Source organism: Umezawaea beigongshangensis, from assembly GCF_016464305.1.
GTDB classification, from domain to species: Bacteria; Actinomycetota; Actinomycetes; order Mycobacteriales; family Pseudonocardiaceae; genus Umezawaea_A; species Umezawaea_A beigongshangensis.
In genome coordinates, this window is sequence record NZ_JAEIOJ010000007.1 from 56,274 (window position 1) to 83,069 (window position 26,796).

The window sequence follows — 26,796 nt, forward strand, 5'->3', positions numbered from 1 at the left end:
GAGCGCTATTAAAGTGATATCACTTTGCTAAGGCCGCGGGGCTGCGGTCACAGAGGTGAGGGGTGCACATGAGCGCAACAGCTGTGGAGACGGCCGTGCGGATGCCGGCGCCGGCGGTGCGCGAGCGGACCGCGACGGCACTGCCGGGGCTCGTGGTGTTCCTGATCGGGGTGCTCGTCGCGCTGGGCGGCGTGGCGGTCGTCGTGCTGTCGGTGCTCACCGGCCCGAACACCGTCAGCGTCGTCGGCCTCGTGACCGGGGCGCTGATGATCGTGGCGGCTGGCGTCGTGCTGAGCGGGCTGTTCACGGTCGCCCCCGGCGAGGCGCGCGTGCTCCAGTTCCTCGGCCGCTACACCGGCACGGTGCGCGCCGACGGCCTCCAGTGGGCGAATCCGCTCAGCTCGAAGGTGAAGGTCTCCACCAGGATCCGCAACCACGAGACCGCCACCTTGAAGGTCAACGACGCCGACGGCAACCCCATCGAGATCGCCGCCGTCGTCGTGTGGCAGGTCGACGACACGGCGCGGGCGATGTTCGAGGTCGACGACTTCGTGCGGTTCGTCGGCACCCAGACCGAGACCGCCGTGCGGCACATCGCGACCAGCTACCCCTACGACACCCACGATGACTACGCACTGTCCCTGCGGGAGAACGCCGACGAGATCACCGAGACGCTCTCGATCGAGATCGGCGCGCGCGTGCAGGCCGCGGGCGTGAAGGTGATCGAATCACGGCTCACGCACCTGGCGTACGCGCCGGAGATCGCCCACGCCATGCTTCAGCGGCAGCAGGCGGGCGCGGTCGTGGCCGCCAGGACGCGCATCGTGGAGGGAGCGGTCGGCATGGTGGAACTGGCGCTCGCCCGGCTGGCCGAGCAGGACGTCGTGCACCTGGACGAGGAGCGGAAGGCGGCGATGGTGTCGAACCTGCTGGTGGTGCTGTGCGGAGACAGGTCGGCGCAGCCCGTGGTCAACACCGGATCGCTGTACCACTAGGCGCACCGTGGCCGAGCGCAAGAGCGTCCTGCTGCGGCTGGACCCCGCCGTGCACGACGCCCTGACCAAGTGGGCCGGCGACGAGCTGCGCAGCACCAACGCGCAGATCGAGTTCCTGCTGCGCCGGGCCCTGTCCGACGCGGGCAGGCTGCCCGGCGGCACGGCGCGGCCTCCCCGGCGCGGACGCCCGCCCAAGCAGGAACCCGCCGAGTGACGACGCCGCCCGCACCGCGCGGGCGGCGTCGCCGCGTCAGCCCGCGGCGATCTTCCAGCCCAGGCTGACCAGGAGCGCGACCACGACGGTCAGGAACACGCGCCGCACGAAGCCGGACCCCTTGCGGATCGCGAGCCGCGCGCCGAACACGGCACCCGTGACGTTGCAGACGGCCAGGACGATCCCCAGTCCCCACAGCACCCGGCCCGCCGGGATGAAGTAGAGCAGCGCCCCCAGGTTCGTGGCCACGTTGACGATCTTGGCGGTCGCCGAGGCGCGCAGGAACGCGAAGCCGACGACGCCGACGAGCAGGAACACGAGGAACGCCCCGGTGCCGGGACCGGCCAGACCGTCCCAGAACCCGATCGCCGCGCCGCCGACCGCCATCACGGCGATCTCCGCGCGCCGCTGGAACCGCGTCGTCTCCGCCGTGCCGAGATCGGGCTTGCGCCAGGTGTAGAGGCCGACCAGGAGCAGCGCGCCGAACACCACGGCGTTGAGCACGGCGGCCGGCAGCGCGTTGGCGAACGCCGCTCCCCCGACGGCTCCGGCGAACGCGGCGGCGGCCATCGGCCCGGCGGCACGCCAGTCCACGGTGGTCTGCCGGGTGTAGGTGCGCACGGCGGCCGAGGTGCCGACGACGGCGGCGACCTTGCTCGTCGCCATCGCGTACACCGGCTGCCCGCCCGGTGCGAGCAGCAGCATCGCGGGAAGCTGGATCAGGCCGCCCCCTCCGACGACCGCGTCGACCGCGCCGGCGAGAGCGGCGGCGGCACAGAGGAACAGCAGGCCGGCGAGTGAGACGTGACCGAAACCGGGCCAGTCCAGGGCGTTCATCACCCGGTGAGCTTAACGGGACACATGTACTGTTTTTCGTGCGCACGCGGTGTCGGTGACGGATCTCGCACCCGCTGCGGTACCGATTTCGAACGAGCCGTGACCTGCTGTTACGCTTCTCCGTCGTACCGTGCGGCGTTCCGTCGTGGAGGAAGGCTGCCCCTCGCGGGCAGTGCCGATCACAGCGCGGTACCACCACAGACCGAAGAGAACGAGGCATTCACATGGCCAACATCAAGTCCCAGCTCAAGCGGATCAAGACCAACGAGAAGGCGCGGCTGCGGAACAAGTCCGTCAAGTCGGCGCTGAAGACCTCGATCCGCAAGCTCCGCGAGGCCGTGGATGCCGGTGACAAGGACAAGGCCCTCGCGCTGCTGCAGGACGCGTCCCGCAAGCTCGACAAGGCCGCCTCCAAGGGCGTCATCCACGCCAACCAGTCGGCCAACAAGAAGTCGGCCCTGGCCAAGCGCGTCAACCAGCTCTGATCCGGCGCTGCCCGCGGGCAGCAGCCGATCTCCGGAGGCGCCGTTCCCGTTCGCGGGGGCGGCGCCTCCGTCGTGCCGGGGTCAGCGGCGGCCGTGCGCGTCGACGATCCGCAGGACGGCGCGTTCCAGCGCGTAGCCCGCGTCGGCCGCCACGCCCTTCACGTCGGCGTTGAGCCCGGCGACGATCCCCATGGCCTCGGCCAGCCCGTCCTGCTCCCAGCCCCGCGACTGCGCCTGGGCCTTCTTGACCTTCCACGGCGGCATCCCGAGCTGCCCGGCCATCGCGAACGGGTCACCGCGCCCGACGGCCGACACCCGCGCGACCGTGCGCACGGCGTCGGCGAGGGCGTCGGCCACGAGCACGTGGGCGACACCGGTGTCCAGCGCCCAGCGCAACGCCTCCAGCGCACCGGCGCGATCACCGGTCACGGCCTTCTCCGCCACGGCGAAGCCGGTGACCTCGGCACGGCCGCGGTGGTAGCGGCGCACCTCCTCGGCGTCGATCGCGCCGCCGCTGTCGGCGACGAGCTGCGACGCCGCGGCGGCCAGTTCGCGCAGATCGGAGCCGACCGACTCGATGAGCACCGCCACGCCCTCCGGGTCGATCTTGCCCCCGGCGGCGCGCACCTCGTTGCGGACGAACGCCTCCCGATCGGCCGCCCTGGTCATCTTGGGGCACTCGGTGACGGTCGCTCCCGCCTTGCGCAGCACGCCGGGCAGGTCCTTGGCCGCCTTGCTGCGCCCGCCGCCGCTGTGCACGACGACCAGGGTGATGCCGTCGGCCGGCGCCCTGCTGTAGGCCACGACCGCGTCCGCCAGCTCCTTGCCGATCTCCTGCGCGGCCTCCAGCGCGATGACCCTGCCCTCGGCGAACAGCGACGGACTGACCAGCTCGGCCAGTTCCGGCGGGGTGAGGTCGCTCACGCGCACCCTGGTCAGGTCGGCCTGCGGGTCCGCGGCGCGAGCGGCGTCCAGCGAGGCGCGCACGGCGCGCTCGACCAGCAGCTCTTCGTCGCCGACGACGAGGTGCAGGGCGTCGGGGGAGGTGGCGGTCGGGCTCACGGCGCAATCCTCCCACGCGGCCGGAGCGGGTCGCGGCCTCCCGGATCGTGGACGTCACTGGCCGTGGATCGGGACGGTGCCGTAGCGTGACCGCCGCACGTCACAACTGAACACCGCTCATCCAGAGGGGCAGAGGGATCGGCCCGAAGAAGCCCCGGCAACCCGACGTCGAGCCCGCGCGCGAGCGCGAGGCCCGGTGTCACGGTGCCAAATCCGACCCGCGACGCGGGACAGATGAGGAGACACCTCGCGATGACTGCTGCCACTGTGCCCACCAGCACCACCTTCGACCTCGGCCCGGCTCGGGCGCTGTCGTGCCGCGAGTGCGGCAACGAGACCCCGCTGGCCGCCGAGTACGCCTGCGTCGAGTGTTTCGGGCCGCTGGAAGTGGCCTACGACTTCGGCAAGATCACCCGCGAGGACATCGAAGCGGGCCCCCGGTCGATCTGGCGCTACCGCGGCCTCCTCCCCGTTCCGTCCGATGTGGACAGCCATCCCAACACCCAGCCCGGCGGCACCCGCCTCGTCGAGGCCGACCGCCTCGCGAAGGCGCTGGGCCTGCGCAAGGTGTGGGTGAAGGACGACACCGGCAACCCCACCCACTCGTTCAAGGACCGCGTGGTCGGCGTGGCGCTGGCCGCCGCCCGCGAACTCGGGTTCACGGTCCTGGCCTGCCCCTCCACCGGCAACCTCGCCAACGCCGTCGCCGCTGCGGCGGCCCGCGCCGGCTGGCGGTCCGTCGTGCTGGTGCCCTCCTCCCTGGAGCGCGCGAAGATCCTCATGACCGCCGTCTACGACGGCGCGCTGATCGCCGTCGACGGCAACTACGACGACGTGAACCGCCTGGCCCAGGAACTCGCCGCGGAGCACGAGGACTGGGCGTTCGTGAACGTCAACGTGCGCCCCTACTACGCCGAGGGTTCGAAGACCCTGGGCTACGAGGTCGCCGAACAGCTCGGCTGGCGGCTGCCCGACCAGATCGTCGTCCCCATCGCCTCCGGTTCCCAGCTCACCAAGGTGGACAAGGCGTTCCGCGAGTTCGGCCAGCTCGGCCTGGTCGAGGAGAAGCCGTACCGGGTGTTCGGCGCACAGGCCACCGGCTGCTCCCCCGTCTCGGCGGCCTTCAAGGCCGGGCACGACGTCGTGTCGCCCGTCCGCCCCGACACGATCGCCCGCTCGCTGGCGATCGGCGCCCCCGCCGACGGCCCCTACGTGCTCGACGCGGTGCGGCGCACCGGCGGCGCGATCGAGGACGTCACCGACGAGGAGGTCGTCGAGGGCATCAAGCTGCTGGCCCGCACCGAGGGCATCTTCGCCGAGACGGCGGGCGGCGTCACCGTCGCCACGGCCAAGAAGCTGATCGCCACCGGCCAGATCGACCCCGACGCCGAGACCGTGCTCCTGATCACCGGCGACGGCCTGAAGACGCTGGACGCGCTGGGCGACACCGTCGGTCCGCGCGCCACCGTGCCCCCCTCGGCCGAGGCCGTTCTCAACGCCCTGAGGTGACGACCGGGCGGTGACACCGTCCCCGAGGGCCACCCCGGTGAACTTTCCGGGGTGGCCCTCTCACGTTCCCACCCCCGTCGGTGGTAAACCTTCACCGTGGCAGACGACGTGATCCGCTGGTCTGTGAGCGGTTCGCTGTGGGGGCACTCCTCGGAGTGGATCAACGCCTACCTCGGCACGGTCGACCTGAGCAGCGCCCAGCGGTTGCGGCGCCACGTGCTGCCCTTCGCCGTCGTGTGGTCCGCCATGCTGTGCGAGGAGGAGCAGGACGAGGACTGATCCCGTCCGGTCACTCACGACGCGACGACCACCTCCTCCGTGAGCTGCCAGCCGGTCCGGGGGAACCGGCTCAGGCCGGACAGCACGTACGGCCCCACCCGCTCGGTCCCGATCCGCCACGCGGTGACCCGCTGCGGCCACGACATCAGCGCCTTGGCCCGGTTGTAGGGGTTCGCCCGCCACTCGTCGAGCCCCACCGAGAAGCGGTCGTCGAACAGCCGCCCGGCGACGAGCCGGTGCGCGTCCTCGTCCGAAGCGGCCTCGACCGTCCCGAGCACGCCGGTGACCACGGCCCGCGCGACGAGCCCGCGCCCGCCCGTCTCCAGCGGCTCGCACACGTAGTGCGCGAAGCCCGGTCTCAGCTCCCGGTGCGGCCACGGCGCGGCCCGGTGGGCCGGCTGCCACAGCGCCCACCCGAACGCCTCGGCCGTGCTCCCGGCCGGCGTCCACCCGGTGCCCAGCCTGATCCACGCTTCCTCCACGGTCACCCCTCCTGATCGCGGTGCCCGCGCCGGACCACCAGGGGACCGTCCGGTCCCGGCAGCACGGCGACGTCACCCGCCTCGTCCGTTCTCGTCACGAGCGCCCCCGCACGGGAGAGCCCGTCCACCACCAGCGGGCTCGGATGCCCGTAGCGGTTGTCCCCGCCGACGCTGACCAGCGCGATCCGCGGCCGCACCGCGGTCAGGAACCGCGGCAGCGAGTACCGGCTGCCGTGGTGCGGCACCTTCAGGACGTCCGCGGCGAGCGCGGTCTCGTCGCCCAGCAGGGCCGCCTGGCCAGCCAGTTCCACGTCTCCGGTGAGCAGAACCCGCCCCGCCGGGGTGAGCGCGCGCAGCACGAGGGACCGGTCGTTCACCGCCGTGTTCTCGTCGTCGGTCCGCACCGGCCCCGTCACGCGCGGGCCGAGCACCTCCAGTTCCAGCCCCGGCCAGGACAACCGCTGTCCCGCCCGCAGCTCCACCAGCGCCACACCGGCCCGGTCGGTCTGCCTGCGCACCTCCTCCCACGCCCACGCGGGCTCGCGCAGCGGCCCCACGGCCACCGCGCCGACCGACTGCTCGGCCAGCACCGCGGCCAGCCCGCCGACGTGGTCGGCGTGCAGGTGGCTCAGCACCAGCAGCGGCACCCGGTCCACGCCGAGCCGCCGCAGGCAGCCCGACACCGGTCCGGGACCGGGGCCCGTGTCGACGAGCACCGCGCCGCCGGGTTCGCCGACGGCCAGGGCCAGCGCGTCGCCCTGCCCGACGTCGCAGGCCACCACCGACCAGTCGCGCGCGGGCCAGCCGGGCGAGACCACCTCCACCGGCACGAGCACCAGCAGGAACCCGGCCAGCGCGGCCACCACCAGCGCCCGCACCCGACGGGCTCGCAGCAGCGCCCACCCGGCGACCAGGACCGCAGCCAGCAGCAGCCCGCCGCCCCAGCCGCCGGGCCAGGGCACGGCGGCGGACGGCACCCGCGCCGCCTCCCGGCCGACCAGGAGCAACCAGTCGACCTCCGGCCCGGCGAGCCGCACCAGCACGCTCGCCGCGCCGTCGTGCACCGCCGTGACGAGCGTGGCGAGCACGCCGAGGACCGTCGCCGGAGCCACCACCGGCGCGGCCAGGAGGTTCGCCGCGACCGCGACGAGACTGACCTGCCCCGACATCCCCGCCACCAGCGGAGCGGTGACCAGGTGCGCGGCGACCGGCACGGCCAGCGCCTCCGCCAGCCCCACCGGGACCCCCCGATCCCTCAGCCGTCCCGCCAGGCGGGGCGCGACCAGCACGAGGGCGCCCGTGGCCACGACCGACAGCGCGAAGCCCCACGCGGTGCCCAGCGCCGGGTCGTACAGCACCAGGACGATCACCGCGGCGGCCAGCGCGGGCAACGCCGAGCGCTCGCGTCCCAGCACGAGCGCGAGGAGCGCGACCGCACCCATGGCCGCCGCCCGCAGCACGCTGGGCTCCGGACCGGCCAGCAGGACGAACCCGGCCAGTGCCACCAGCGATCCGGCCGCGCAGCCACGAGGCCCGGTGCCGAGCGCCCGCAGCAGCAGGAGCACCGCGCCGCAGAGAACGGCCAGATTCGTACCGCTCACCGCGAGCAGGTGGGACAACCCCGCCGTGTGGAACTCCTCGACCACCCGGAGGGACAGACCGTCGGTGTCACCGACGATCAGCGCCGGCAGCAGTCCCGCTGCCTCCGGGTTCAGCACACCGCTCGCCTCGCGCAGACCGGCGCGCAGCGACTCGGCCGCCCGCTGCCACACCGGCGCCGGTTCCACCCGCTGCGGGGGACCGCGCACCCGCAGCACCGCCGCGGTCAGCGTGCCGGAGCGCGGCGGCAGCAGCACCCCGCTGGCCACGACCCGCTGTTCGGGCAGCAGGTCGCGCCAGCGGTCGGCCGGTGCGAGCAGCACCACCTCACCCCGGCGCTCGACGGACGTCCCACCGGTCCGCGAGACCAGCACGCGGGCGGTGAGCACCACCCGGTCGGCGCCACCCGGTCTGCTGCCGAAGCCCGCGGACTCCAGCGGCCGCGGCCGGGTCGTGAGCTCCACCAGCACATCGGCCCGCGCGCCGTGCTGGGCGGCGGCACGCAGCGGGTGGGTGTCGGCCAGGTGGACCTGCACGCCCACCCACCCGGCGGCGACGGGCGCCAGCACCACCAGCGCGACCGCCCCGGAACGCTGCCACCACCTCCTGCGCAGTGCCAGCGCACCGGTCAGACCGGCGAGGACACCGGCGACGACCGCGGCCTGCCAGTTCAGCAGCAGTCCGCACAGCGCCACGCCCCACACGGCCAGCGCCGCCGGAACCAGGCCGACGTGCGGGCTCACACCCGCACCAGGTCGGCCAACCGCGCGAACTTGTTCTCACCGATCCCGTCGACCTCGCGCAACTGCTCGACCGAGACGAACGGGCCGTGCTCGGTGCGCCACCGCACGATCCGCTGGGCCGTCACCGGCCCCACTCCCGGTAAGGCGTCCAGCTCCCCCTCGTCCGCCGCGTTGAGGTCGACCCGCTGGTCCCCGCCGGTACCGCGACCCCGATCGGCCGGTGGGGGCACGCCGACCGCGATCTGCTCGCCGTCGGCGACCTTGCGGGCCAGGTTGAGGCCGTGCAGGTCGGTGCCGGGCCGCGCGCCGCCCGCTCGTGCGAGCGCGTCGGCGACGCGGGCTCCACCGGTGAGCGTGACCAGGCCGGGCGAGGAGACCTCGCCGACGACGTCGACCACGACGGACGCCGCGGTCTGCGCGACCGGGCTGGGAGCGGCCCTGGCCGGAGCGAGCAGGTCGGGCGGACGTTCGGGCTCCGGGTGCTGGCGCCACGGGCCCAGCAGCGCGGTGAGCCCGGCCAGCACCACCACGGTCCCCACCAGCAGGACGCGCGACCGGCCCGCCGCCGGGGACCACCAGCGGTGCAGCAGGCGGTCGAGGTGGCGGCGCACCGCACCGGGGCGGGCGTGCCGGACCGCGCCGGGACCGTCGGAGTCCGCGGCGCTGGCGAACACGACGGTCGGCCCGTCTCGCGCCGCGTCGTCCGATGTGGACGATCGCGCCGCGGTGGCCAAGCCGCTCAAGCGCTTCTGCGGAACACCGGTGTCGGAGTGTCGGCCGTGATCGGTCATGCCGACGACGCTAGAACCGCCGCGGCCGACGTGCGGAAGAGATTCGTCGACTGTGGACAACGGGAGGGGTTGTGGACAACTCGGGGCTCCGCGGGGGCCGCGCACCGCCCGTTGTCGGTGGTGCGTGGCAGAATGCCGCGCCCTCAGCCGAGGTCGAGTCCTCCGGGCAGCACGACCACACCCAGCACACCGGGACCGGTGTGCGCGCCGATCACCGCGCCCACCTCGGAGACCAGGCAGCCCCGCGAGTCCGGCAGCCGCTCGTCCAGGCGGGTGGCCAGTTCCACGGCGCGCTCCGGCGCGGCCAGGTGGTGCACGGCCAGGCCCACCGGCCCGGTACCGGCGGCCTCCGCGGCGAGGTCCACCAGACGCCCCACCGCACGCGTCATCGTGCGCACCTTCTCCAGCGGCACGATGCGGCCGTCGTCGACGTGCAGCAGCGGCTTCACGGCCAGCGCGGTGCCCAGCAGCGCCGCCGCCGCACCGATGCGGCCGCCGCGCCGCAGGTGGTCCAGGGTCTCGACGCAGAAGAACATGCGGACCCGGCCCGCCGCGGCCGTCGCGGCCTCCTCCACCTCGTCCGCTCCCGCGCCGCGGGCCGCCGCGGCCGAGGCCGCCAGCACCGCGAAGCCGAGTCCCATGCCGCTGGAGCGGGAGTCCACGACGCGCACCCGCGTCCGGTCGACCTCCTCGGCCGCGAGTCGCGCCGCCTCCCACGTGCCGGACAGCTCGCGGGACAGGTGCACCGACACCACCGCGCCCGCGCCGTCGTCGAGCAACGACCGGTAGACCTCGGCCAGCTCTCCCGGTGTGGGGCGGGACGTGGTGACCCTGCGGTGCGCTCCCAGGGCCGCGGCCAGCTCGACGGGGCCGAAGTCGATCCCGTCGAGGACGCTCTCGCCGTCGACGGCGACGTGCAGGGGGACGACGTGAACGCCGTGGCGCTGGGCGAAGCCCTCCGGCAGGTACGCGGTGGAGTCGGTGACCACCACCACGGGCAGGTCGCCTCCGTCGGCGGGCGCTGATCTGCGGCTGGACACGAGCGACGAGCCTACGGCGCTTCCCCGGTCGTGCGCTCGACCGCCACGGACCGGACGGTGTCGGCGACGGCGGCGGCCACCAGTTCGTGGCCCTCCCAGCCCCAGTGCACGCCGTCGGGGTTGCCCCGCCCGGACAGCACGTGGTCGCCCACCACGGCTGGCAGGTCGACCAGCGCGACCCCGGCACGCCCGGCCCACGCGGTGATCGCGCGGACGGCGGCGGCGTGACCGGTGTGGACACCGCCGTAGAGCGCCGAGCGGTGCACCGGCGGCACGAACGCCACCACGGCCACACCGGGCCGCAGGTGCCGCACGGCACGCACCGAGTCGTCGAGGTAGCGGACCGTCAGGTGCGGCGGCAGGGCCACCGGACGCCCGCGCGTCGCACGGGCGAGGTGCGGCTGAGCCGCCCGGTAGGCCCGGCGGGCCCAGCGGCGCACCCGGTCGGGGCGCAGGTAGCGCAATCCCTGACGCAGGTAGGTCGGCAGCGGCGAGGGCAGGGTGTCCATGCCGCCGACCGCGAGGACCAGCACGTCGGTGCGGGGCAGCAGCGACCACACGCGGGGGTCGCCGGTGAGGGACCACCAGCCGTCGCGGGCCGTCCACCCGAACCCGGCGGCCAGCTCCGCGTGCCCGCCGAGCGCGGCGGCCGCGCGGTTCGGCCACAGGTCCGGGTGGTCTGCCGGCAGTGGCCCGTCCGGGCCGTGGAAGGCCAGCGAATCGGCCACCACCAGCAGTCTCACCGCGTGGAACCCGCGTTGTAGGACGACAGGCGCCAGCGGCCGTCACCGGACGGGCGTCGGGTGAACACCGTCCAGTGGCAGTTGCTGATGCCGCCGAACTGCGGCCACGTGGCCACGGGCAGGCCGAGCAGGTGCCCGGTCAGCGCGGTGATCAGTCCGCCGTGGGCGCACAGCATCACCGTGTCCGAGAACTGCTCGTCGACCTCCGCGACCACCTCGGCGGCGCGGACCGCGACCTCTACCCTGGTCTCCCCGTCGGGTGGAGCGACCGTGGGATCGGTCCGCCAGCGCTGCATGGCGCCGGGCCACTCGACCTCCACCTCGTCGGGGGTGAGCCCCTGCCACTTGCCGAGGTGGGTCTCCCGCAGACGCTCGTCGATCCGCAGCGGGATGCCCGCGACCGACGTGAACACCGTGGCGGTGTCCCTGGCCCGGCGCAGGTCGGACGCCACGACCAGCTCGGGTGCGAAGCCGGCGAGCACCGGAACCGCGAACCGGGCCTGGTTCCAGCCCGTCTCGGTCAGCTCCGAGTCCAGGTGTCCCTGCATCCGCCCGGTGGCGTTGTAGTCGGTCTCACCGTGCCGCCACAGCACGAGTCGGCTCAGCGTCATCCGCGCCTCACGCCTCCGTCGCCTCGTTCGTCCTGCCGTCGCCGTCGATGTCGTCCTCGTCGGAGGACGGGGTCGCGTCGAACTCGATCACCGGGCAGTCCTTCCACAGGCGCTCCAGGCCGTAGAAGCTCCGCTCCTCGACGTGCTGCACGTGCACCACGACGTGGACGAAGTCCAGCAGGACCCAGCGGCCCTCGCGGGCACCCTCCCGGCGCACCGGCTTGGTGCCGGACTCGCGCATCTTCTCCTCGATGTTGTCCACGATCGCGCCGACCTGCCGCTCGTTGGGAGCGGACGCGATCACGAAGCAATCGGTGATCACGAGCTGGTCGGACACGTCGAGGATCAGAACGTCGTGCGCCTTCTTGTCGGCTGCCGCGTTAGCGGCGACCAGCGCCAACCGTCGTGCCTCGTCGGTGGCTGCCACTTTTCTCCTCACCAGCGACCCGACTGTCGGGTCGTACCTCACGTGCCGTCGGACGCCGATGCGTCCGCACGAGTTAATGAGGGTACCGGCGCTGGCCACCGGTTACCGCACCGCTCCGCTCGGACCGGAACCGGGTGCGCCCTCCGGGGGTGACTACGGTGCTGAACCGTGATCGAACCACCGTTCCTGAGCGCGACGAGGGCGGGCTACGACGCCGTGGCCGCCGAGTACGTCGAGTACGCCCGCACCGATCTGGACCGCAAGCCGCTGGACCGGGCGATGCTCGCCGCGTTCGCGGACACCGTGACCGCGTCAGCTCGCGGGCCGGTCGTCGAGATCGGCTGCGGCTACGGCCGCGTGGCGGCGCACCTGCACTCCCTGGGCGTGCCGATCAGCGGGATCGACCTGTCGCCGAAGATGGTGGAGCTGGCCCGGCGGACGTACCCCGACCTGCGGTTCGACGAGGGCTCGATGACGGCGCTGGACCTGCCGGACGGCTCTCTGGGCGGCGTCGTCGCCTGGTACTCCGTCATCCACGTCCCGCCGGCGCTGCTGCCGGACGTGTTCGCCGAGTTCCACCGGGTGCTGGCCTCCGGTGGCGACCTGCTGCTCGCGTTCCAGGTGGGTGACGAACCGCTGCACCTGACGGAGGCGTTCGGCCACGCGGTGTCGCTCGACTTCCACCGGTTGTCTCCCGACCGGGTCGCCGACCTGCTGAGCGGAGCCGGGTTCGCGGTGACCGCCCGGCTGCTGCGCGAGGCCGACGAGACGGAGCGCACCCCGCAGGCCGTCGTCGTGGCGCGCAAGCCGGCCGGCGTCGGCTGACCGGTCAGTCCGGAGCGGAGTAGAGCCCGCGCTTGGAGATGTACTGCACGACACCGTCCGGGACGAGGTACCACACGGGCAGCCCCTCGGCCGTGCGGGACCGGCACGCCGTGGAGGAGATGGCCATGGCGGGCACCTCCACCAGCGACACCGAGCCCGGCGGCAGGTGCCGGTCGTCCAGCTCGTAGCCGGGACGGGTGACACCGATGAAGTGCGCGAGGTCGAACACGTGGTCGGCTTCGCGCCACGACAGGATCTGCTCCAGCGCGTCCGCGCCGGTGATGAAGAACAGGTCGGCGTCCGGGTACTGCTCCTTGAGGTCGGTCAGCGTGTCCACCGTGTAGGTGGGTCCCACGCGGTCGATGTCGACCCGGCTGACGGAGAACCGCGGGTTGGACGCGGTCGCGATGACCGTCATCAGGTAGCGGTCCTCGGCCCTGCTGACCTCGCGCTCGGTCTTCTGCCACGGCTGCCCCGTGGGCACGAAGATCACCTCGTCCAGGTCGAACCTGGCCTGCACCTCGCTGGCGGCGACGAGGTGACCGTGGTGCACCGGGTCGAACGTGCCACCCATGACGCCGATCCGGCGGGCGTTGGACATGGCTGGTGAGCCTACGTGGACGATCGGGCGGCCGGGTGTGCAGGCGTGATCACCCCCACACCCGTTCCAGCGGCCTCACCGCTCGGGGGCGAGCACCCTCCCCGCCTCGTCGCGGACCACGATCGCCTCCATCGGGCACGACTCCGCCGCGTCCAGCACGGCCTCGTCGGGCTCGACGGTCGCGTCGACCGCGCGCGCCCGGTCCGCCACCAGGACGAAGCGGTTGGAGGCGATAGCGGTGCACATGCCCGAGCCGACGCAGGTCTCCCGGTCGACGTCGATCCGCCACGGCACTGCCGTCACCACCGCACGGGGAGGGCGACCGGGCCGCGCACCAGCTTGCCGGTGGAGAACTCCACCTCGTCGGCGGGCACGTCCAGCTCCAGCGAGGGGAAGCGCCGCAGCAGCGCGGTGATCGCGACCTGGAGCTCCATCCGGGCGAGCTGCGCGCCCACGCAGTGGTGCACACCGTGACCGAACATCAGGTGCGGGTTGTTCTCGCGGTGGAAGTCCAGCACCTCCGGGTCGGCGAAGACCCGCCCGTCCCGGTTTGCGTTGAGGATGTCGGCCATCACGGCCTCTCCCCTGCGCACGAGCCCGGCCTTCAGCTCGACGTCCTCCAGGGCGATGCGCACGAACCCGCCTCCCGAGCCGAGCGGCACCAGGCGCAGCATCTCCTCCACGGCCGCCGGGACCAGGCCGGGATCGGCGCGCAGCGCGGCCAGGTGGGGCGGGCTGCGGAACAGCGCGGCGACGAAGTTCCCGATCTGGTTGGCGGTGGTCTCGTGCCCGGCGATGAGCAGCGTCACGCCGAAGTCGACCAGCTCGTCCTCGGTCAGCCGGTCGTCCTCGTCGCGCGCCCGCACCAGCGTGCCGAGCACGTCCCCGGTCGGGGCACGTCTGCGCTCGGCGACGAGCCCGGCCATGTAGGTCAGCAGGGAGTTCATCGCCGCTTCCATCTCCTGCGCCGTCAGCGACGTGGTGGCGAGGACGCCGTCGGACCAGCGGCGGAAGTCGGCGCGGTCGGCCTGCGGCACGCCGAGCAGCTCGCAGATGACGGTGATCGGCAGCGGCAGCGCGAAGGACTGCACGAGGTCGACCGGCGGGCCCTGCGCCTCCACCGCGTCGAGCAGGTCCGTCGCGATCTGCTCGGTGCGCGGACGCAGAATCTCGGTGCGCCGCGCGGTGAACGCCTTCGCCACCAGCTTGCGCAGCCTCGTGTGGTGCGGCGGGTCCATGCTCAGGATCGACGTGTCCTGGCTGAGCACGGGCATCATCCTGGGCACGTCGGCATCGACGGTGGCCGCCCGGCTGAACCGGGGGTCCGCCAGCACGGTCTTCACGTCGTCGTAGCGCAGCACCAGCCAGGCGTCACCGCCGTAGGGCATGCGGACGCGCACCATCGGCTCCTCCTCGCGGAGGGTGGCGAACAGCGGGGGCAACCGCAGGCCGTCGGGCTCGCCGAACGGAAATGCACGGGGTTCGTGGACTGTGCTCATGCTGCGGTCTCCTCGTCACCTCGGGGGTTCACGCGCACCACGCAGGAGTTCCCGCAGGAAACGCAACCACCGCTCCGGGGCGGGGGCAAGCGCACGCACACCTGTGGGCGCGTCCGACCGAGCAGTACCCCGCTGCGCCGGCGCGGTCTCACACCTCCGGCGCGAGCACCTCCGCGTTCTCCCCGCGCACCACGATCGCCTCCATCGGGCACGACTCCGCCGCGTCGAGCACCGCGTCGTCGGGCTCGACGGCCGCCTCGACCGCCTGCGCCCGGTCCCCCACCAGGACGAAGCGCTCCGGTGCTATCGCCGTGCACATGCCCGATCCCACGCAGCTCGTCCTGTCGACCTCGATCCGCCACGTCACGACCGTCACCACCTCACCGGCAGGGAGGCCAGACCGCGCACCAGCCTGCCCTTCTTGAACACGATCTCCTCGACGGGCGCCGCCAGCTCCAGCGCCGGGAAGCGCTGGAGCAGCGCGCTGAGGGCCACCTGCAACTCCATGCGCGCGAGCTGTGCGCCGACGCAGTGGTGCACGCCGTGACCGAAGGCGATGTGCGGGTTGGTCTCGCGCCGGAAGTCGATCAGCTCCGGGTGGGTGAACACGGCGTCGTCCCGGTTGGCGGACGGCATGCTGACCAGCACGGCGTCACCGGCGGGCACGGTCACCCCGCCGATCTCCACGTCCTCGGTGGCGATCCGCGCGAACCCGGCCGCACCACCCAGCGGCACGATCCGCAGCAGCTCCTCGACGGCGGCGGGCACCAGGTCGGGGGTCGTGCGCAGCGCGGCCAGGTGCTCGGGCTCGGTGAGCAGGGTGTAGACGAAGTTGCCGATCTGGTTCGCCGTCGTCTCGTGCCCGGCGACGAGCAGCGTCACGCCGAAGTTGACCAGCTCGGCCTCGGTCAGCCGGTCGCCCTCGTCGCGCGCTTGCACGAGCGTCCCGAGCACGTCGTCGGTGGGGTGCTCGCGCCGCTGCGCCACCAGCCCCGCGATGTAGTCGCGCAGGTCCTCGACGGCGGCGACGATCTCCTCCGGGGCGAACGCGGTGAGCGCCAGCGCCTTGTCCGACCAGCGGCGGAAGTCGACGCGGTCCTCGACCGGCACCCCGAGCATCTCGCAGATGAGCGTGATCGGGAGCGGCAGCGCCAGCGCCTCGATCAGGTCGACGGGCGGCCCCTGCGCCTCCACGGCGTCGAGCAGGTCGCCGACGATCTTCTCGGCGCGCGGCCGGAGCATCTCGGTGCGCCGCGCGGTGAACGCCTTGGCCACCAGCTTGCGCAGCCTCGTGTGGTCGGGCGGGTCCATCGTCAGGATGTTGGTGTCCCGCGACACCAGGGGCGTCGTCCGGGGGACGTCGGCTCCGACGGTGGCCGCGCGGCTGAAGCGCGGATCGGACAGCACCGTCCTGACGTCGGTGTACCGCGTGGCGAGCCACCCGTCACCGCCGTGGGGCAGCCGGACCCTCGTCACCGGCTCGGACCGCCGCAGCTCCGCGTAGGTCGGGTGGAGTCGCAGCCGGTCCGCCTCGCCGAACGGGTAGGTCCTGGGTTGCTGGCCGGTCGTCATCCCGTGCTCCTCCCACCGACTGCGCGCATGTAAGCGTGTGCTTACATGACTCGACCGTAGGCAGTCGATCACCAACCGTCAACGACCCGATCCGGTGATCGTGGCCGAGGAGCGCGTCCTACCGCTCGGAGCGCTCCAGCAGGACCTGCACGGCGCGGAGCACGTGCTCGCTCACCCGCTCCGGGTCGGCGCTGGCCAGCGGCTCCTTGGCCAGCACGGACCGCAGCAGCCCGATGCCCAGCAACCACGCCAGGACCAGGTCCGCCCGCACGTCGGCGTCCTCGGCGTCGGTCAGCGAGCTGAGCACCTCGGCGTACTCGTCCCCCATGCGCTGCCGGATCGCCGCGGCCGCCCCGTCGTGGGAGACGGACCGCAGCGCCGCGTGCAGCGGGTGGTCGTGCAGGCGCGGCCCCTCCTCGTCGAGCATCCGCTCCAGGACGCGGGCGAGTGCGCGCTCGGCGGGCGACTCGGCCAGCAGCTCGTGGCTCTGCCGCGCCATGACGGTCGCGAACAGGGCCTCCTTGCTGCCGAAGTAGCGGAACAGCAGCGCCTGGTTGACCCCGGCCCTACCGGCGATGTCGCGCACGGTCGTGCGGTCGAAGCCGCGCTCGGCGAACAGGACCGCCGCGGCGTCGAGCAGTGCGGCGCGGGTGGCCGCGGAATCCCTCGGACGAGTGGTCACGGGCGGGTCAGGACGTGGGGCGGACGTGCCCCTCGCCCCACACCACCCACTTGGACGAGGTCAGCTCCGCGAGTCCCATCGGCCCGCGGGCGTGCAGCTTCTGCGTGGAGATGCCGATCTCCGCGCCCATGCCCAGCTCGGCCCCGTCGGTGAACGCCGTGGAGGCGTTGACCATGACGGCCGCGGCGTCGACGCGGGCGGTGAACCGCCGGGCGGCCGTCACGTCGGACGTCACGATCGCCTCGGTGTGGCCCGAGCCGTGGGCGGCGATGTGCGCGACGGCCTCGTCGAGCGAGCCGACGACCTTCGCGGCGATGTCCAGCGAGAGGTACTCGACGTCCCAGTCCTCGTCCGTGGCGGGCACGACCTCACCGGCGAGCCCCGCGAACACGGGCTCGGCGTGCACGGTGACACCGGCCCCGCGCAGCGCTCCGGCCAGGCGCGGGACGAACGCGTCGGCCACGTCGGCGTGCACCAGCACCGTCTCCACCGTGTTGCACACGCTGGGGCGGCGGGTCTTGGCGTTGAGCACGATCCGCTCGGCGTCGTCGAGGTCCGCCGAGGCGTCCACGTAGACGTGGCAGTTGCCCACGCCCGTCTCGATCGTCGGCACGGTCGCCTGCTCGACGACGGCGGAGATGAGCCCGGCGCCACCGCGCGGGATCACCAGGTCCACCAGGCCGCGAGCGGTGATCAGGTGACGCACGGAGGCGCGGTCGTGGCACGGCAGCAGCTGCACCGCGTCGGCGGGCAGGCCGCTGGCGACGAGCGCGTCCCGCAGCACGGCGACGAGCGCGGTGTTGGAGCGCTCGGCCGAGGAGGAACCGCGCAGCAGCACGGCGTTGCCCGACTTGAGCGCGAGCCCGGCCGCGTCCACGGTGACGTTGGGGCGGGCCTCGTAGACCATGCCGACCACGCCGAGCGGCACGCGCACCTGGCGGGTCTCCAGGCCGTTGGGCAGGACGCCGCCGCGCAGCACCTCGCCCACCGGGTCGGCCAGTCCGGCGACGGTCAGCAGGCCCTGCGCCACGCCGTCGATCCGCGCGGGGGTGAGCGCGAGGCGGTCCAGCAGGGACTCGGAGGTCCCGGCGGCGCGTCCGGCCTCCACGTCGGCGGTGTTGGCCAGCAGGACCTCGTCGGCGCGCTCGCGCAGCGCGGCGGCCATCGCGCGCAGCGCGGCGTCCTTCACCTCGCGGGTCGCGAGCACGAGCTCGTCGGCGGCGACGCGGGCGCGGCGGGCGGCGGCGTGCACCTCCTCGCGCAGGTCGTCGCCGGTGCTGACGCGCTCGGGTGCCGTGGTGGTCGTCACGTCCTAGAGGGTACGGCGGCCGGTTCAGGAGTGTCGCCCAGGTTCCCGCCTGGTGAACGCGGTGTCGGTGGCACCTGCCACAGTGGACGGCGTGGACGACGCAGCGCTCCGTGAATCGGCCGACCAGCGCCTCCGAGCCCTCGCCGGGCCGGACGCCCGGCTGCGCGAGGACCAGTGGACCGCGATCCGCGCGCTGGTCGCCGACCGCAGGCGGGCGCTGGTCGTGCAGCGCACCGGGTGGGGCAAGTCGGCGGTGTACTTCATCGCCACGGCGCTGCTGCGGGAGCTGGGCGAGGGGCCGACGGTCATCGTCTCGCCGCTGCTCGCCCTGATGCGCAACCAGGTCGACGCCGCGGAGCGCGCGGGCGTGCACGCCGCGACGATCAACTCGGCCAACACGGACGAGTGGCAGCAGGTGCAGGACTCGGTGGCGGCCGGTGAGGTCGACGTGCTGCTGGTGAGCCCCGAACGGCTGAACAACCCGGACTTCCGCGACACGGTCCTGCCGTCGCTGACCGCGTCGGCCGGGCTGCTGGTGGTGGACGAGGCGCACTGCATCTCCGACTGGGGCCACGACTTCCGCCCCGACTACCGGCGGCTGCGCACGCTGCTGACCGAGCTGCCGCCGGGCGTGCCGGTCCTCGCGACCACGGCGACGGCGAACGACCGCGTGGTGCGCGACGTCACCGAGCAGCTCGGGCTCGGCTCCGGCTCGGACGCGCTGGTGCTGCGCGGCCCGCTGGACCGGGAGAGCCTGCGGCTGGCGGCCGTGCGGCTGCCCACGGCCGAGGCGCGGCTGGGGTGGCTCGCCGAGCACCTGGAGACGCTGCCCGGCTCGGGGATCGTCTACGCGCTGACCGTGGCCGCTGCGGACGACGTGGCGTCGTTCCTGCGCGACCGCGGCCACCCGGTCGCCTCCTACTCCGGCCGCACCGACCCCGCTGAGCGGCAGCGCGCCGAGGAGGACCTGCTCGCCAACCGGGTGAAGGCGCTCGTGGCGACCTCGGCGCTGGGCATGGGCTTCGACAAGCCCGACCTGGGGTTCGTCGTGCACCTGGGCGCTCCCCCGTCGCCGATCGCCTACTACCAGCAGATCGGCCGCGCCGGTCGCGGGGTGGAGCGGGCCGAGGTGCTGCTGCTGCCCGGCCCCGAGGACCGGGACATCTGGGCCTACTTCGCCTCGCTGGCGTTCCCCCCGGAGCACGTCGTGCGGCAGGTGCTCGACGTGCTGGCCGACGCGGACCGCGCGCTGTCGACGGCCGCGCTGGAGCCGCTGGTCGAGCTGTCCCGCACGCGCCTGGAGGTGGTGCTGAAGGTGCTCGACGTCGACGGCGCCGTGCACCGGGTCAAGGGCGGGTGGATCTCCACCGGGATGCCGTGGGACTACGACGCCGAGCGCTACGGGCGCATCGCCGAGGCGCGGAAGGTCGAGCAGCAGGCGATGCTCGACTACCTGAGCACCGACGGGTGCCGCATGGAGTTCCTGCTGCGGCAGCTCGACGACCCGAACGCCGCGCCGTGCGGGCGGTGCGACAACTGCACCGGCGAACGGCCGTCGGCGCGGGTGTCGGACACGGCGGCCACCGCGGCGCGCGACCGGCTGATGCGACCCGGCGTCGACCTCGCGCCGCGCAAGATGTGGCCGACCGGCATGGCGGCGGTCGGCGTCCCGCTCACCGGCCGCATCCCCGCGTCGGCCGTCGCGGAGACCGGCCGCGCGCTGGGCCGGCTGACCGACATCGGCTGGGGCAACCGCCTGCGGTCCCTGTTCTCCGACGACCGCGACGGCCCGGTGCCCGACGACGTGTTCGCCGCGTGCGTCGCGGTGCTGTCCGCGTGGGACTGGGAGACCAGGCCCGTCGGCGTCGTCACCGTGGGCTCGCGGCGGCGGCCCGCGCTCGTCGGGAGCTTCGGCGAGCGCATCGCCGCGATCGGGCGGCTGCCCCTGCTGGGCACGGTGCGGCTCGGCGAGGCGGGGCACCGGGCGAACAGCGCGCAGCGCCTCGCGGGACTGTGGAGCGGGGTTCGCGCGCCGGACCTGTCCGGTGTGGACGGTCCGGTGCTGCTCGTGGACGACCGGGTGGACACCGGCTGGACGATGACGCTGGCGGCGAAGACGCTGCGCGACGCCGGGGCGTCCGCCGTGCTGCCGTTCGCGCTGGCGACGACCGCCTGAGACCGGGGGCTGGGCAGGCGATGTGATCTGTGGGACGGTCGCGAGGACGAGGAGCGTCCGATTCGGGGGTGCCGGTGTGGGTGAAGCCGTCGTGGTCCAGAGGCACCGGTTGCCCGTCCGCACGCTCGTCGCGGCGTCCCTCGGCAACGCGATCGAGTGGTACGACTGGACCATCTTCGCCACGTTCAGCATCTACTTCGCGACGCAGATCTTCCCGGCGGGCAACGAGGCCCTCGCCCTCGTCAACACCCTCGCCACGTACGCCCTGGCGTTCTTCTTCCGGCCGCTGGGCGGCTACCTGCTCGGCCGGTTCGCCGACCTGCGGGGCCGCCGCACGGCCATGGTCGTGACGATCGCGCTGATGGCGGGCGGGTCGACGGCCATCGCGCTGCTGCCGACCTTCTCCCAGGTCGGCTGGTTCGCGCCGGTCCTGCTTCTGCTCGCCCGCATCGCGCAGGGGTTGTCGCTGGGCGGTGAGGTGTCCAACGCCTCCGCCTATCTCGCCGAGATCGCCCCGCCGGAGCGGCGCGGCCGCTACTCGGCGTTCTTCTACGTCTCCACCGGCACGGCGGTGCTGATCGCCTCGCTGCTGGGGTTCGCGCTGGCGCGCACTCTCAGCGCCGAAGACCTCTCGTCGTTCGGCTGGCGCATCCCCTTCCTCGTCGGCGGCGTGCTGGGACTGGCCGGGCTGTGGCTGCGGCGCAGCCTCGCGGAGACCGAGCAGTTCGAGCAGAACCGGGAGAAGGCGGAGAAGCTGCGCACCCCGCTGCTGACGACGCTGCGCGAGCACCCGGGGGCGGTGGGGCGGCTCGTGGGCTTCACGATGCTGTCGACCCTCTGCTACTACACGTTCTTCAGCGCGCTGACGCCGTTCGCGGTGAAGCAGCGCGGCGCGGACGCGGTGGACGTCTTCCTCGCGCTGTCGATCGCCACGGCGCTGTTCGTCGCCCTCCAGTACCCGATGGGGGCACTGTCGGACCGGTTCGGCCGACGGCCGCAACTGCTGGTGTGGTCGGCGGCGACGGCCGTGCTGATCGTGCCGCTGTCCACGCTGATCGGGCCGGGTCTCGGCGGTCTGCTGGTGGTGTTCTGCGTCGGGCTCGGGCTCTACACGATGATGACGTCGATCGCCCCGGCCGTGATGAGCGAGCTGTTCCCGACGGAGCTGCGGGGCCTGGGCATCGGCGCCTGGTACAACCTGACGGTCGCGGTCTTCGGCGGCACGGCCCCGCTGGTGATCACCGTGCTGGCGGGCAGCACGTTCTTCTTCTACGTCGCCGCGGGCGCGGCCGTCGCGTTCCTGGTGATCCTCACCCTGCCGGAGACGCGCGGCGCAGAATTGCGGTGACCGCTGGCCAAGCACCCCGCGAAAGCGATCCTTTGCGGTGAAGGTGCTGGTCGTGGTGGTGAGGAACGGAGTGGACGGGGCTAGCTTCGGGCCGCATGAAGCAGCGGATCACCACGATGCGGAGTCGGGAACTCGGCGAGGAACTGCGCCGCGCCCGCGAGCGCGCCGGGGTCAGGGGCTACGCGGTGTGCGAGGAGCTGGAGTGGTCGGCCACGAAGCTGTCGAAGCTGGAGGGCGGCTGGCGCGGCACCAGTGACGTGGAGCTGGCGGCGCTGCTGGGCAGGCTCGGCACGGACAAGCGCACGCGCGACCGGATCATCGCCCTGGCGCAGGGGCACGACACGGGCTACCTGGCCCGTCCGCACTTCAGCACCCTCGCCGATTCGCTGGTGTGCCTGATCATCCACGAGCGGGCGGCCCGCACGATCTGCAAGTACGAGCTGATGCTGGTCCCCGGACTGCTCCAGACCGAGGAGTACGCGGAGACCCTGATCCGGGGCGGCGGAGTGGACGCGGCGGAGGACGTCGGGCCGATGATCCGCTCGCGGATGGACCGGCAGGAGGTCCTCACCGGGGACGAATCACCCGACGCGGTGTTCTTCGTCCACGAGATGGCGCTCCAGGCCCCGATCGGCAACTCCCGGATCATGCACGACCAGATGATGCGCTTGGCGTTCATGAGCGAGTGGTCCCGGCTGAGCCCGCGCGTGGTGCCGCTGGCGGTGAACCACCCGCTCCTCGCGCGGTCGTTCGTCCTGATGACCTTCGACGAGGTCGGCCCCGTCGCCTACGTGGAGACGGACGTCGCGACCCTGTTCGTGGACGACCGGCGAGCCGTCGAGTTCTACCACCGCAAACAGGCAGCTCTGTCAGAACTGGCTCTGGATGCGGAACAATCGCGGTCGGTGTTCGCCCACTGGGCCGACGTCTACGACCGGCGAGAGGACCGCGATGAGCAGGACGTGGCGCACGAGCAGCTACAGCGGAACCGGTAACGAGGACTGCGTCGAGGTCTCCTTCACCTCGGACGTGGCGGTGCGGGACTCCAAGAACCCCGCCCCCGAGCTGACCTTCCCCACCGGCACGTGGCACGAGTTCCTGCGCCGGGTCAGCGGCGACCGGACCTGATCGAGGCGGAGCGGCGGGAACGCACAGCTCGTGTCCCCGCCGCTCGTCGTCACGGCACGTAGCAGGTGCTGGAGAAGCCGGACACGTGCGTGCGCATGTTGGTCAGCTCGTACCACTCTGTGGTGCGGCGGCCGTCCGGGCAGGTGACGGCGTCACCGTGCACCAGCCGGTGAATGGTCGCCATGTCCCTCGGATTGCCGTGCCCCACGACGGTGGCGTTGACGCTCGGCCTCGTGCGGATTCGCACACCGGGCTGCGTGAAGTCGCTGACCCAGTTCCGCGCCACCGATTCCGACGCCGCCGGTGCAGGAGCCGGAGCGGCGGCCGAAACCGGCACGAACGCCAGGGCCAGGACCACGGCGACGAACGCGGTGGACATCGTTCGACGGATCATGTCTTCCCCCTCTGCGAAGAACGGTCTCGCTGTCAGCAACCACCCTCGGGATTCGTCCAGAACACCTCGCGGAGGAAGCTGTAGTGCACCCATCCGGTGACACCCGTGTCCCGGTTCGTGAGCCGGTACCAGGTGGAGATACCACCGACGAGATCACCGTCACGGGCACAGCGCAGGTCAGCGCCCTGGCCGTTGTAGCCCTTGCCGTTGATGCGGCTGTTCAGCCGTGGCGTCTCGCGGATGTTGACGCCGTCGGCGTCGAAGACGGCCGTCCCGTTGGCGGGCACGGCGATGCTCACCGGCGTGCGCGCCTCCGCGGACGCGCTCGACGACCCCGCGCTCACGAGCACCCACAGCACGGTGACGACGATCGACACAATTGCTCGAAATCGATTCATGTTCCCCCCGAACACGGCGTTGTTCCGCACGGAGGAACCAGTGTCGAACCAGATGTGGTCCCCCCGGACTCACGAGCACCACGGCGCGTTCCCGTGATGTGCTCGTCGTCGACGATAGGCCGAATGCGGGAAAGCGGATCTGAATTCACACGATCGAGCGAGCAGGAGCGAGCACTCCGATGACCGGCGAACGGTCCCGCCGCTCAGCGGCCGTGCTCTCGTCACCACCGGCGACGACGCCGTGGACCGCATCCCTCGTGCGGACCCCACCACCGGAGTCGCGCGGTGCGGACACGCCCCGTCCGACGTGTCCCGAACGCTCCACTCGCGGTGCCTGAACGCTCAACTCACCGTGCTGGAACGCTCAACTCGCGGGTTACAGCGGGGGGAGGGGGACCAGGTCGTCGGCGTGGACTATCTCGCGGCGGTGGTCCGGGGGGAGGTCGGCGGTCTTGCGGCCGATCAGGGCCGGGAGTTCGGCCGCGTCGTGGGCCACCACGCCGCGGGCGACCACGGCGCCGGAGGCGTCGGCCAGTTCCACGACGTCACCCGCCTCGAAGGTGCCCTCGACGGCGGTGATGCCCGCCGCCAGCAGCGACCTGCGGCGGCCCGCCACGGCGGCCACCGCGCCGTCGTCCAGGACGAGGCGGCCGTTGGTGTCGGTCGCGTAGCCCAGCCAGAAGCGGCGGGCCGACAGGCGCGGACCGGTGACCGCGAACGCCGTGCCCACGTCGGCTGGCCCCAGCGCGCGTGCGGCGTCGAACGAGCCCGCCAGCAGCACCGGCACACCGGCCGCCGCCGCCAGCCGGGCCGCGGCCAGCTTCGAGGCCATGCCGCCCGTGCCCAGGCCCGACGCGCCGACCGAACCGGCCTTCACGTCCGACACGTCGGCGGCACCCTCGACCTCCGTGACGCGCCGCGCGCCGGGCACCCTGGGGTCGCCGTCGTAGAGCGCGTCCACGTCCGACAGCAGGACCAGGGCGTCCGCCCCGACCAGGTGCGCCACCAGCGCGGCCAGCCGGTCGTTGTCGCCGAAGCGGATCTCCTCGGTGGCCACGGTGTCGTTCTCGTTGACCACCGGCACCGCGCCCAGCGCCAGCAGCCGGGAGAAGGTGCGCTGGGCGTTGCGGTAGTGCGCGCGCCGCACCACGTCGTCGGCCGTGAGGAGCACCTGGCCGACGGTGAGCGAGTAGCGTCCGAAGGAGTTGGCGTAGGCGTGGGCCAGCGTCAGCTGACCCACGCTGGCCGCGGCCTGCTGCGTGGCGAGGTCCTTCGGCCGCCGGGCCAGCCCGAGCGGGGCCAGCCCCGCCGCGATGGCGCCCGACGACACGAGCACGACCTGGCTCCCGGCCGCGCAGCGCGCCGCCACGGCGTCCACGAGGGCGTCCAGCCGGGACGGGTCGAGCCCGCCCTGCGCCGTGGTGAGCGAGGACGAGCCGACCTTGACCACGACCCGGCCGGCGGCGGCGACCGCCCGCCGGGTCCGCGACACACCCGCGAGCGTCATTCCCCGTCGAAGTCCTCGTCCTCGAAGTCGCCGTACAGACCCGGCACGCGACGCGCCTTCTTCAGCGCCTTGCGCTCGTGCGCGCCGATGCGGCTGTTGTTCTCCAGCCGGACGTCGGTGCCGCGTCCGGACATCGTCATCGCGATGCCCGCCGGGGTCGTCGGCTCCCAGTCGAACACGACGTCGCCGACCATCACCGAGCAGCCGGGCACGGCGCCCATCTTGATGAGCACCTCCTCGACGCCCAGACGCGCGAGCCGGTCCGCGAGGTAGCCCACGGCCTCGTCGTTGGAGAAGTCGGTCTGCCGGATCCAGCGCTCGGGACGCTCGCCCCGGACGATGAAGCCGCCCTCGGAGTCGGGGTCCTCGACCACGGTGAAGCCCGCGTCGTCGACCGCCGTCGGACGCAGCACGATCCGGGTCGCCTCCGGCGTGGGCAGCGAGTCGCGGTACTTCTGCACCACGTCGGCCAGCGCGAAGGTCAGCTCGCGCAGACCGGAGCGGGTCGCGGTGGACACCTCGAACACCGGCAGGCCGCGCGCCTCGATGTCGGGGCGCACGATGTCGGCCAGGTCCTGCGCGTCCGGCACGTCCATCTTGTTCAGCACGACCACGCGCGGCCGGTCGGCCAGCTCGCCACCCAGCGACGGGGTGTAGCGGGCCAGCTCCTCCTCCAGCGCGTCGATGTCGGACAGCGGGTCGCGGCCGTCCTCGAACGTGGCGCAGTCCACGACGTGCACCAGCACCGCGCAGCGCTCGATGTGGCGCAGGAAGTCCAGGCCGAGGCCCTTGCCCTGGCTCGCGCCGGGGATGAGGCCGGGCACGTCGGCCATCGTGAAGACGTTCGTGCCCGCGGTGATCACCCCGAGGTTGGGGACGAGCGTGGTGAACGGGTAGTCGGCGATCTTCGGCTTGGCCTCGGACAGCACCGAGATCAGCGACGACTTGCCCGCCGACGGGAAGCCGAGCAGGCCGACGTCCGCGACGGACTTCAGCTCCAGGACCAGGTCGCTGGCGTCACCGGGCTCGCCGAGCAGCGCGAAGCCGGGCGCCTTGCGGGCCTTGGAGGCCAGCGAGGCGTTGCCCAGGCCGCCGCGACCGCCCCTGGCGGCGATGAGGCGCGTCCCGTGACCGATGAGGTCGGCGACGACGTTGCCGGCCCCGTCGAGGACGACGGTGCCGTCCGGGACCTTCAGCTCCAGGTCGGTGCCGTTGGCACCGTCGCGGTTGGCACCGGCACCTGGCTTGCCGTTGGTGCCCTTGGCGTGGGGGTGGAAGTGGAAGTCGAGCAGCGTGTGCACGTTGGCGTCGACCACGAGGACGACGTCGCCGCCCTTGCCGCCGTTGCCACCGTCGGGGCCGCCCAGCGGCTTGAACTTCTCGCGGTGCACCGAGGCGCACCCGTTACCCCCGTCACCAGCGGCAACGTGGATCACCACCCGGTCGACGAATCGGGACACGGGGATTCCTCTCTCGACGTGCTGCACGAAAAACGGCGAGGGGCGGGTACCCGGTTCGACCGGTCCCGCCCCTCGCCGGG

30 protein-coding genes and 1 riboswitch are annotated in these 26,796 nt (G+C 73.0%); of the genes, 10 read left to right on the forward strand and 20 right to left on the reverse strand.

Features of this window, described 5'->3' with window-relative positions; genetic code table 11:
* Nucleotides 1–68 precede the first annotated feature (68 nt).
* Entirely contained in the window at nucleotides 69–995 is a 927-nt protein-coding gene (locus tag IMZ35_RS18250) for an SPFH domain-containing protein (RefSeq protein WP_199442329.1), read from the forward strand.
* A 7-nt stretch (nucleotides 996–1,002) separates the two neighbouring features.
* Nucleotides 1,003–1,209: a type II toxin-antitoxin system antitoxin gene (locus IMZ35_RS18255; RefSeq protein WP_199442330.1), complete on the forward strand. Its 207-nt coding sequence runs from the start codon at nucleotides 1,003–1,005 to the stop codon at nucleotides 1,207–1,209.
* A gap of 36 nt (nucleotides 1,210–1,245) precedes the next feature.
* Here IMZ35_RS18255 and IMZ35_RS18260 read toward each other — a convergent pair whose 3' ends face one another.
* Complete coding sequence (locus tag IMZ35_RS18260) at nucleotides 1,246–2,046, reverse strand: TSUP family transporter (RefSeq protein WP_199442591.1); 801 nt, start codon at nucleotides 2,044–2,046, stop codon at nucleotides 1,246–1,248.
* Nucleotides 2,047–2,270: 224 nt separating this feature from the next.
* Between IMZ35_RS18260 and rpsT the strand changes: the two genes are divergently transcribed.
* Nucleotides 2,271–2,531 (forward strand): 30S ribosomal protein S20, encoded by a 261-nt coding sequence (rpsT, locus tag IMZ35_RS18265; protein ID WP_199442331.1) that lies wholly within the window; start codon nucleotides 2,271–2,273, stop codon nucleotides 2,529–2,531.
* 81 nt (nucleotides 2,532–2,612) lie between these two features.
* Here rpsT and holA read toward each other — a convergent pair whose 3' ends face one another.
* Nucleotides 2,613–3,593 carry a DNA polymerase III subunit delta gene (gene holA, locus IMZ35_RS18270; protein WP_199442332.1) on the reverse strand — a complete coding sequence of 327 codons (981 nt, stop codon included), beginning with the start codon at nucleotides 3,591–3,593 and terminating at the stop codon, nucleotides 2,613–2,615.
* 114 nt (nucleotides 3,594–3,707) lie between these two features.
* Nucleotides 3,708–3,834: riboswitch (SAM riboswitch) on the forward strand.
* Between the two features lie 11 nt (nucleotides 3,835–3,845).
* On the opposite strand from holA, the gene thrC reads away from it, so the two are divergent.
* Nucleotides 3,846–5,102 carry a threonine synthase gene (thrC, locus tag IMZ35_RS18275; protein WP_199442333.1) on the forward strand — a complete coding sequence of 419 codons (1,257 nt, stop codon included), beginning with the start codon at nucleotides 3,846–3,848 and terminating at the stop codon, nucleotides 5,100–5,102.
* 96 nt (nucleotides 5,103–5,198) lie between these two features.
* Complete coding sequence (locus IMZ35_RS18280) at nucleotides 5,199–5,381, forward strand: hypothetical protein (RefSeq protein ID WP_199442334.1); 183 nt, start codon at nucleotides 5,199–5,201, stop codon at nucleotides 5,379–5,381.
* 14 nt (nucleotides 5,382–5,395) lie between these two features.
* Here IMZ35_RS18280 and IMZ35_RS18285 read toward each other — a convergent pair whose 3' ends face one another.
* From IMZ35_RS18285 to rsfS, 7 genes are all read right to left on the reverse strand, one after another.
* Nucleotides 5,396–5,869 carry a hypothetical protein gene (locus IMZ35_RS18285; protein ID WP_199442335.1) on the reverse strand — a complete coding sequence of 158 codons (474 nt, stop codon included), beginning with the start codon at nucleotides 5,867–5,869 and terminating at the stop codon, nucleotides 5,396–5,398.
* Nucleotides 5,866–8,205, reverse strand: coding sequence for a ComEC/Rec2 family competence protein (locus tag IMZ35_RS18290; protein WP_199442336.1), 2,340 nt, complete (start codon nucleotides 8,203–8,205; stop codon nucleotides 5,866–5,868). Before IMZ35_RS18290 ends, IMZ35_RS18285 begins: the two co-directional genes overlap by 4 nt.
* The gene (locus IMZ35_RS18295) at nucleotides 8,202–8,996 is read right to left on the reverse strand and encodes a ComEA family DNA-binding protein (RefSeq protein ID WP_199442337.1); all 795 of its coding nucleotides are present in this window, start codon (nucleotides 8,994–8,996) and stop codon (nucleotides 8,202–8,204) included. Before IMZ35_RS18295 ends, IMZ35_RS18290 begins: the two co-directional genes overlap by 4 nt.
* A 143-nt stretch (nucleotides 8,997–9,139) precedes the next feature.
* A complete protein-coding gene (locus IMZ35_RS18300) occupies nucleotides 9,140–9,997 on the reverse strand; it encodes a DegV family protein (RefSeq protein ID WP_199442592.1) in 858 nt (285 codons plus the stop codon).
* Nucleotides 9,998–10,047: 50 nt separating this feature from the next.
* Nucleotides 10,048–10,779, reverse strand: a complete 732-nt coding sequence (gene octT, locus IMZ35_RS18305; RefSeq protein ID WP_307868341.1) for a diglucosylglycerate octanoyltransferase — start codon at nucleotides 10,777–10,779, stop codon at nucleotides 10,048–10,050.
* Complete coding sequence (locus IMZ35_RS18310) at nucleotides 10,776–11,390, reverse strand: histidine phosphatase family protein (RefSeq protein WP_199442338.1); 615 nt, start codon at nucleotides 11,388–11,390, stop codon at nucleotides 10,776–10,778. Before IMZ35_RS18310 ends, octT begins: the two co-directional genes overlap by 4 nt.
* 7 nt (nucleotides 11,391–11,397) lie before the next feature.
* A complete protein-coding gene (gene rsfS, locus IMZ35_RS18315; RefSeq protein ID WP_199442339.1) occupies nucleotides 11,398–11,817 on the reverse strand; it encodes a ribosome silencing factor in 420 nt (139 codons plus the stop codon).
* Nucleotides 11,818–11,985: 168 nt separating this feature from the next.
* Here rsfS and IMZ35_RS18320 point away from each other — a divergent pair, with 168 nt between their 5' ends.
* The gene (locus IMZ35_RS18320; protein ID WP_199442340.1) at nucleotides 11,986–12,642 is read left to right on the forward strand and encodes a class I SAM-dependent DNA methyltransferase; all 657 of its coding nucleotides are present in this window, start codon (nucleotides 11,986–11,988) and stop codon (nucleotides 12,640–12,642) included.
* Nucleotides 12,643–12,646: 4 nt separating this feature from the next.
* Here IMZ35_RS18320 and nadD read toward each other — a convergent pair whose 3' ends face one another.
* From nadD to IMZ35_RS18355, 7 genes are all read right to left on the reverse strand, one after another.
* The gene (gene nadD / locus IMZ35_RS18325; protein ID WP_199442341.1) at nucleotides 12,647–13,243 is read right to left on the reverse strand and encodes a nicotinate-nucleotide adenylyltransferase; all 597 of its coding nucleotides are present in this window, start codon (nucleotides 13,241–13,243) and stop codon (nucleotides 12,647–12,649) included.
* A gap of 75 nt (nucleotides 13,244–13,318) precedes the next feature.
* Nucleotides 13,319–13,546 carry a ferredoxin gene (locus IMZ35_RS18330; RefSeq protein WP_307868343.1) on the reverse strand — a complete coding sequence of 76 codons (228 nt, stop codon included), beginning with the start codon at nucleotides 13,544–13,546 and terminating at the stop codon, nucleotides 13,319–13,321.
* Nucleotides 13,543–14,742 (reverse strand): cytochrome P450, encoded by a 1,200-nt coding sequence (locus IMZ35_RS18335; protein WP_199442342.1) that lies wholly within the window; start codon nucleotides 14,740–14,742, stop codon nucleotides 13,543–13,545. The genes IMZ35_RS18330 and IMZ35_RS18335 overlap by 4 nt, the downstream gene beginning before the upstream one ends.
* A gap of 148 nt (nucleotides 14,743–14,890) precedes the next feature.
* Nucleotides 14,891–15,118, reverse strand: a complete 228-nt coding sequence (locus IMZ35_RS18340; RefSeq protein WP_307868345.1) for a ferredoxin — start codon at nucleotides 15,116–15,118, stop codon at nucleotides 14,891–14,893.
* Complete coding sequence (locus IMZ35_RS18345; RefSeq protein ID WP_199442343.1) at nucleotides 15,115–16,314, reverse strand: cytochrome P450; 1,200 nt, start codon at nucleotides 16,312–16,314, stop codon at nucleotides 15,115–15,117. The genes IMZ35_RS18340 and IMZ35_RS18345 overlap by 4 nt, the downstream gene beginning before the upstream one ends.
* A 118-nt stretch (nucleotides 16,315–16,432) precedes the next feature.
* A complete protein-coding gene (locus IMZ35_RS18350) occupies nucleotides 16,433–16,996 on the reverse strand; it encodes a TetR/AcrR family transcriptional regulator (RefSeq protein WP_199442344.1) in 564 nt (187 codons plus the stop codon).
* A gap of 7 nt (nucleotides 16,997–17,003) precedes the next feature.
* Entirely contained in the window at nucleotides 17,004–18,305 is a 1,302-nt protein-coding gene (locus IMZ35_RS18355; RefSeq protein WP_199442345.1) for a glutamate-5-semialdehyde dehydrogenase, read from the reverse strand.
* A gap of 91 nt (nucleotides 18,306–18,396) precedes the next feature.
* Here IMZ35_RS18355 and IMZ35_RS18360 point away from each other — a divergent pair, with 91 nt between their 5' ends.
* The 4 genes from IMZ35_RS18360 (at nucleotide 18,397) to IMZ35_RS18375 (ending at nucleotide 22,957) form a co-directional block, all read left to right on the forward strand.
* Nucleotides 18,397–20,481 carry a RecQ family ATP-dependent DNA helicase gene (locus tag IMZ35_RS18360; RefSeq protein WP_199442346.1) on the forward strand — a complete coding sequence of 695 codons (2,085 nt, stop codon included), beginning with the start codon at nucleotides 18,397–18,399 and terminating at the stop codon, nucleotides 20,479–20,481.
* Nucleotides 20,482–20,557: 76 nt separating this feature from the next.
* Nucleotides 20,558–21,829, forward strand: a complete 1,272-nt coding sequence (locus IMZ35_RS18365; RefSeq protein WP_199442347.1) for an MFS transporter — start codon at nucleotides 20,558–20,560, stop codon at nucleotides 21,827–21,829.
* A 95-nt stretch (nucleotides 21,830–21,924) separates the two neighbouring features.
* On the forward strand, nucleotides 21,925–22,824 hold the full coding sequence (locus IMZ35_RS18370) for a helix-turn-helix domain-containing protein (RefSeq protein WP_199442348.1): 900 nt from the start codon (nucleotides 21,925–21,927) through the stop codon (nucleotides 22,822–22,824).
* Nucleotides 22,781–22,957: a DUF397 domain-containing protein gene (locus IMZ35_RS18375; RefSeq protein ID WP_199442349.1), complete on the forward strand. Its 177-nt coding sequence runs from the start codon at nucleotides 22,781–22,783 to the stop codon at nucleotides 22,955–22,957. The genes IMZ35_RS18370 and IMZ35_RS18375 overlap by 44 nt, the downstream gene beginning before the upstream one ends.
* A 49-nt stretch (nucleotides 22,958–23,006) precedes the next feature.
* Here IMZ35_RS18375 and IMZ35_RS18380 read toward each other — a convergent pair whose 3' ends face one another.
* The 4 genes from IMZ35_RS18380 to obgE all read right to left on the reverse strand — a co-directional run bounded on the left by IMZ35_RS18380 (nucleotide 23,007) and on the right by obgE (nucleotide 26,716).
* A complete protein-coding gene (locus IMZ35_RS18380; protein ID WP_199442350.1) occupies nucleotides 23,007–23,351 on the reverse strand; it encodes a hypothetical protein in 345 nt (114 codons plus the stop codon).
* A gap of 32 nt (nucleotides 23,352–23,383) precedes the next feature.
* Nucleotides 23,384–23,728: an SH3 domain-containing protein gene (locus tag IMZ35_RS18385; protein WP_199442351.1), complete on the reverse strand. Its 345-nt coding sequence runs from the start codon at nucleotides 23,726–23,728 to the stop codon at nucleotides 23,384–23,386.
* A 397-nt stretch (nucleotides 23,729–24,125) separates the two neighbouring features.
* Entirely contained in the window at nucleotides 24,126–25,256 is a 1,131-nt protein-coding gene (gene proB, locus IMZ35_RS18390; RefSeq protein WP_229372520.1) for a glutamate 5-kinase, read from the reverse strand.
* The gene (gene obgE, locus IMZ35_RS18395; RefSeq protein WP_199442352.1) at nucleotides 25,253–26,716 is read right to left on the reverse strand and encodes a GTPase ObgE; all 1,464 of its coding nucleotides are present in this window, start codon (nucleotides 26,714–26,716) and stop codon (nucleotides 25,253–25,255) included. Before obgE ends, proB begins: the two co-directional genes overlap by 4 nt.
* Between the last annotated feature and the right edge of the window lie 80 nt (nucleotides 26,717–26,796).

What these genes read in the sequence shown, in the direction of transcription:
- IMZ35_RS18250 (WP_199442329.1), top strand. Translation starts at nt 69, where the DNA reads ATGAGCGCAACAGCTGTGGAGACGGCCGTGCGGATGCCGGCGCCGGCG.
- IMZ35_RS18260 (WP_199442591.1), bottom strand. Translation starts at nt 2,046, where the DNA reads ATGAACGCCCTGGACTGGCCCGGTTTCGGTCACGTCTCACTCGCCGGC.
- rpsT (WP_199442331.1), top strand. Translation starts at nt 2,271, where the DNA reads ATGGCCAACATCAAGTCCCAGCTCAAGCGGATCAAGACCAACGAGAAG.
- thrC (WP_199442333.1), top strand. Translation starts at nt 3,846, where the DNA reads ATGACTGCTGCCACTGTGCCCACCAGCACCACCTTCGACCTCGGCCCG.
- IMZ35_RS18295 (WP_199442337.1), bottom strand. Translation starts at nt 8,996, where the DNA reads ATGACCGATCACGGCCGACACTCCGACACCGGTGTTCCGCAGAAGCGC.
- IMZ35_RS18310 (WP_199442338.1), bottom strand. Translation starts at nt 11,390, where the DNA reads ATGACGCTGAGCCGACTCGTGCTGTGGCGGCACGGTGAGACCGACTAC.
- nadD (WP_199442341.1), bottom strand. Translation starts at nt 13,243, where the DNA reads ATGTCCAACGCCCGCCGGATCGGCGTCATGGGTGGCACGTTCGACCCG.
- IMZ35_RS18335 (WP_199442342.1), bottom strand. Translation starts at nt 14,742, where the DNA reads ATGAGCACAGTCCACGAACCCCGTGCATTTCCGTTCGGCGAGCCCGAC.
- IMZ35_RS18345 (WP_199442343.1), bottom strand. Translation starts at nt 16,314, where the DNA reads ATGACGACCGGCCAGCAACCCAGGACCTACCCGTTCGGCGAGGCGGAC.
- IMZ35_RS18370 (WP_199442348.1), top strand. Translation starts at nt 21,925, where the DNA reads ATGAAGCAGCGGATCACCACGATGCGGAGTCGGGAACTCGGCGAGGAA.
- IMZ35_RS18375 (WP_199442349.1), top strand. Translation starts at nt 22,781, where the DNA reads ATGAGCAGGACGTGGCGCACGAGCAGCTACAGCGGAACCGGTAACGAG.
- IMZ35_RS18380 (WP_199442350.1), bottom strand. Translation starts at nt 23,351, where the DNA reads ATGATCCGTCGAACGATGTCCACCGCGTTCGTCGCCGTGGTCCTGGCC.
- proB (WP_229372520.1), bottom strand. Translation starts at nt 25,256, where the DNA reads ATGACGCTCGCGGGTGTGTCGCGGACCCGGCGGGCGGTCGCCGCCGCC.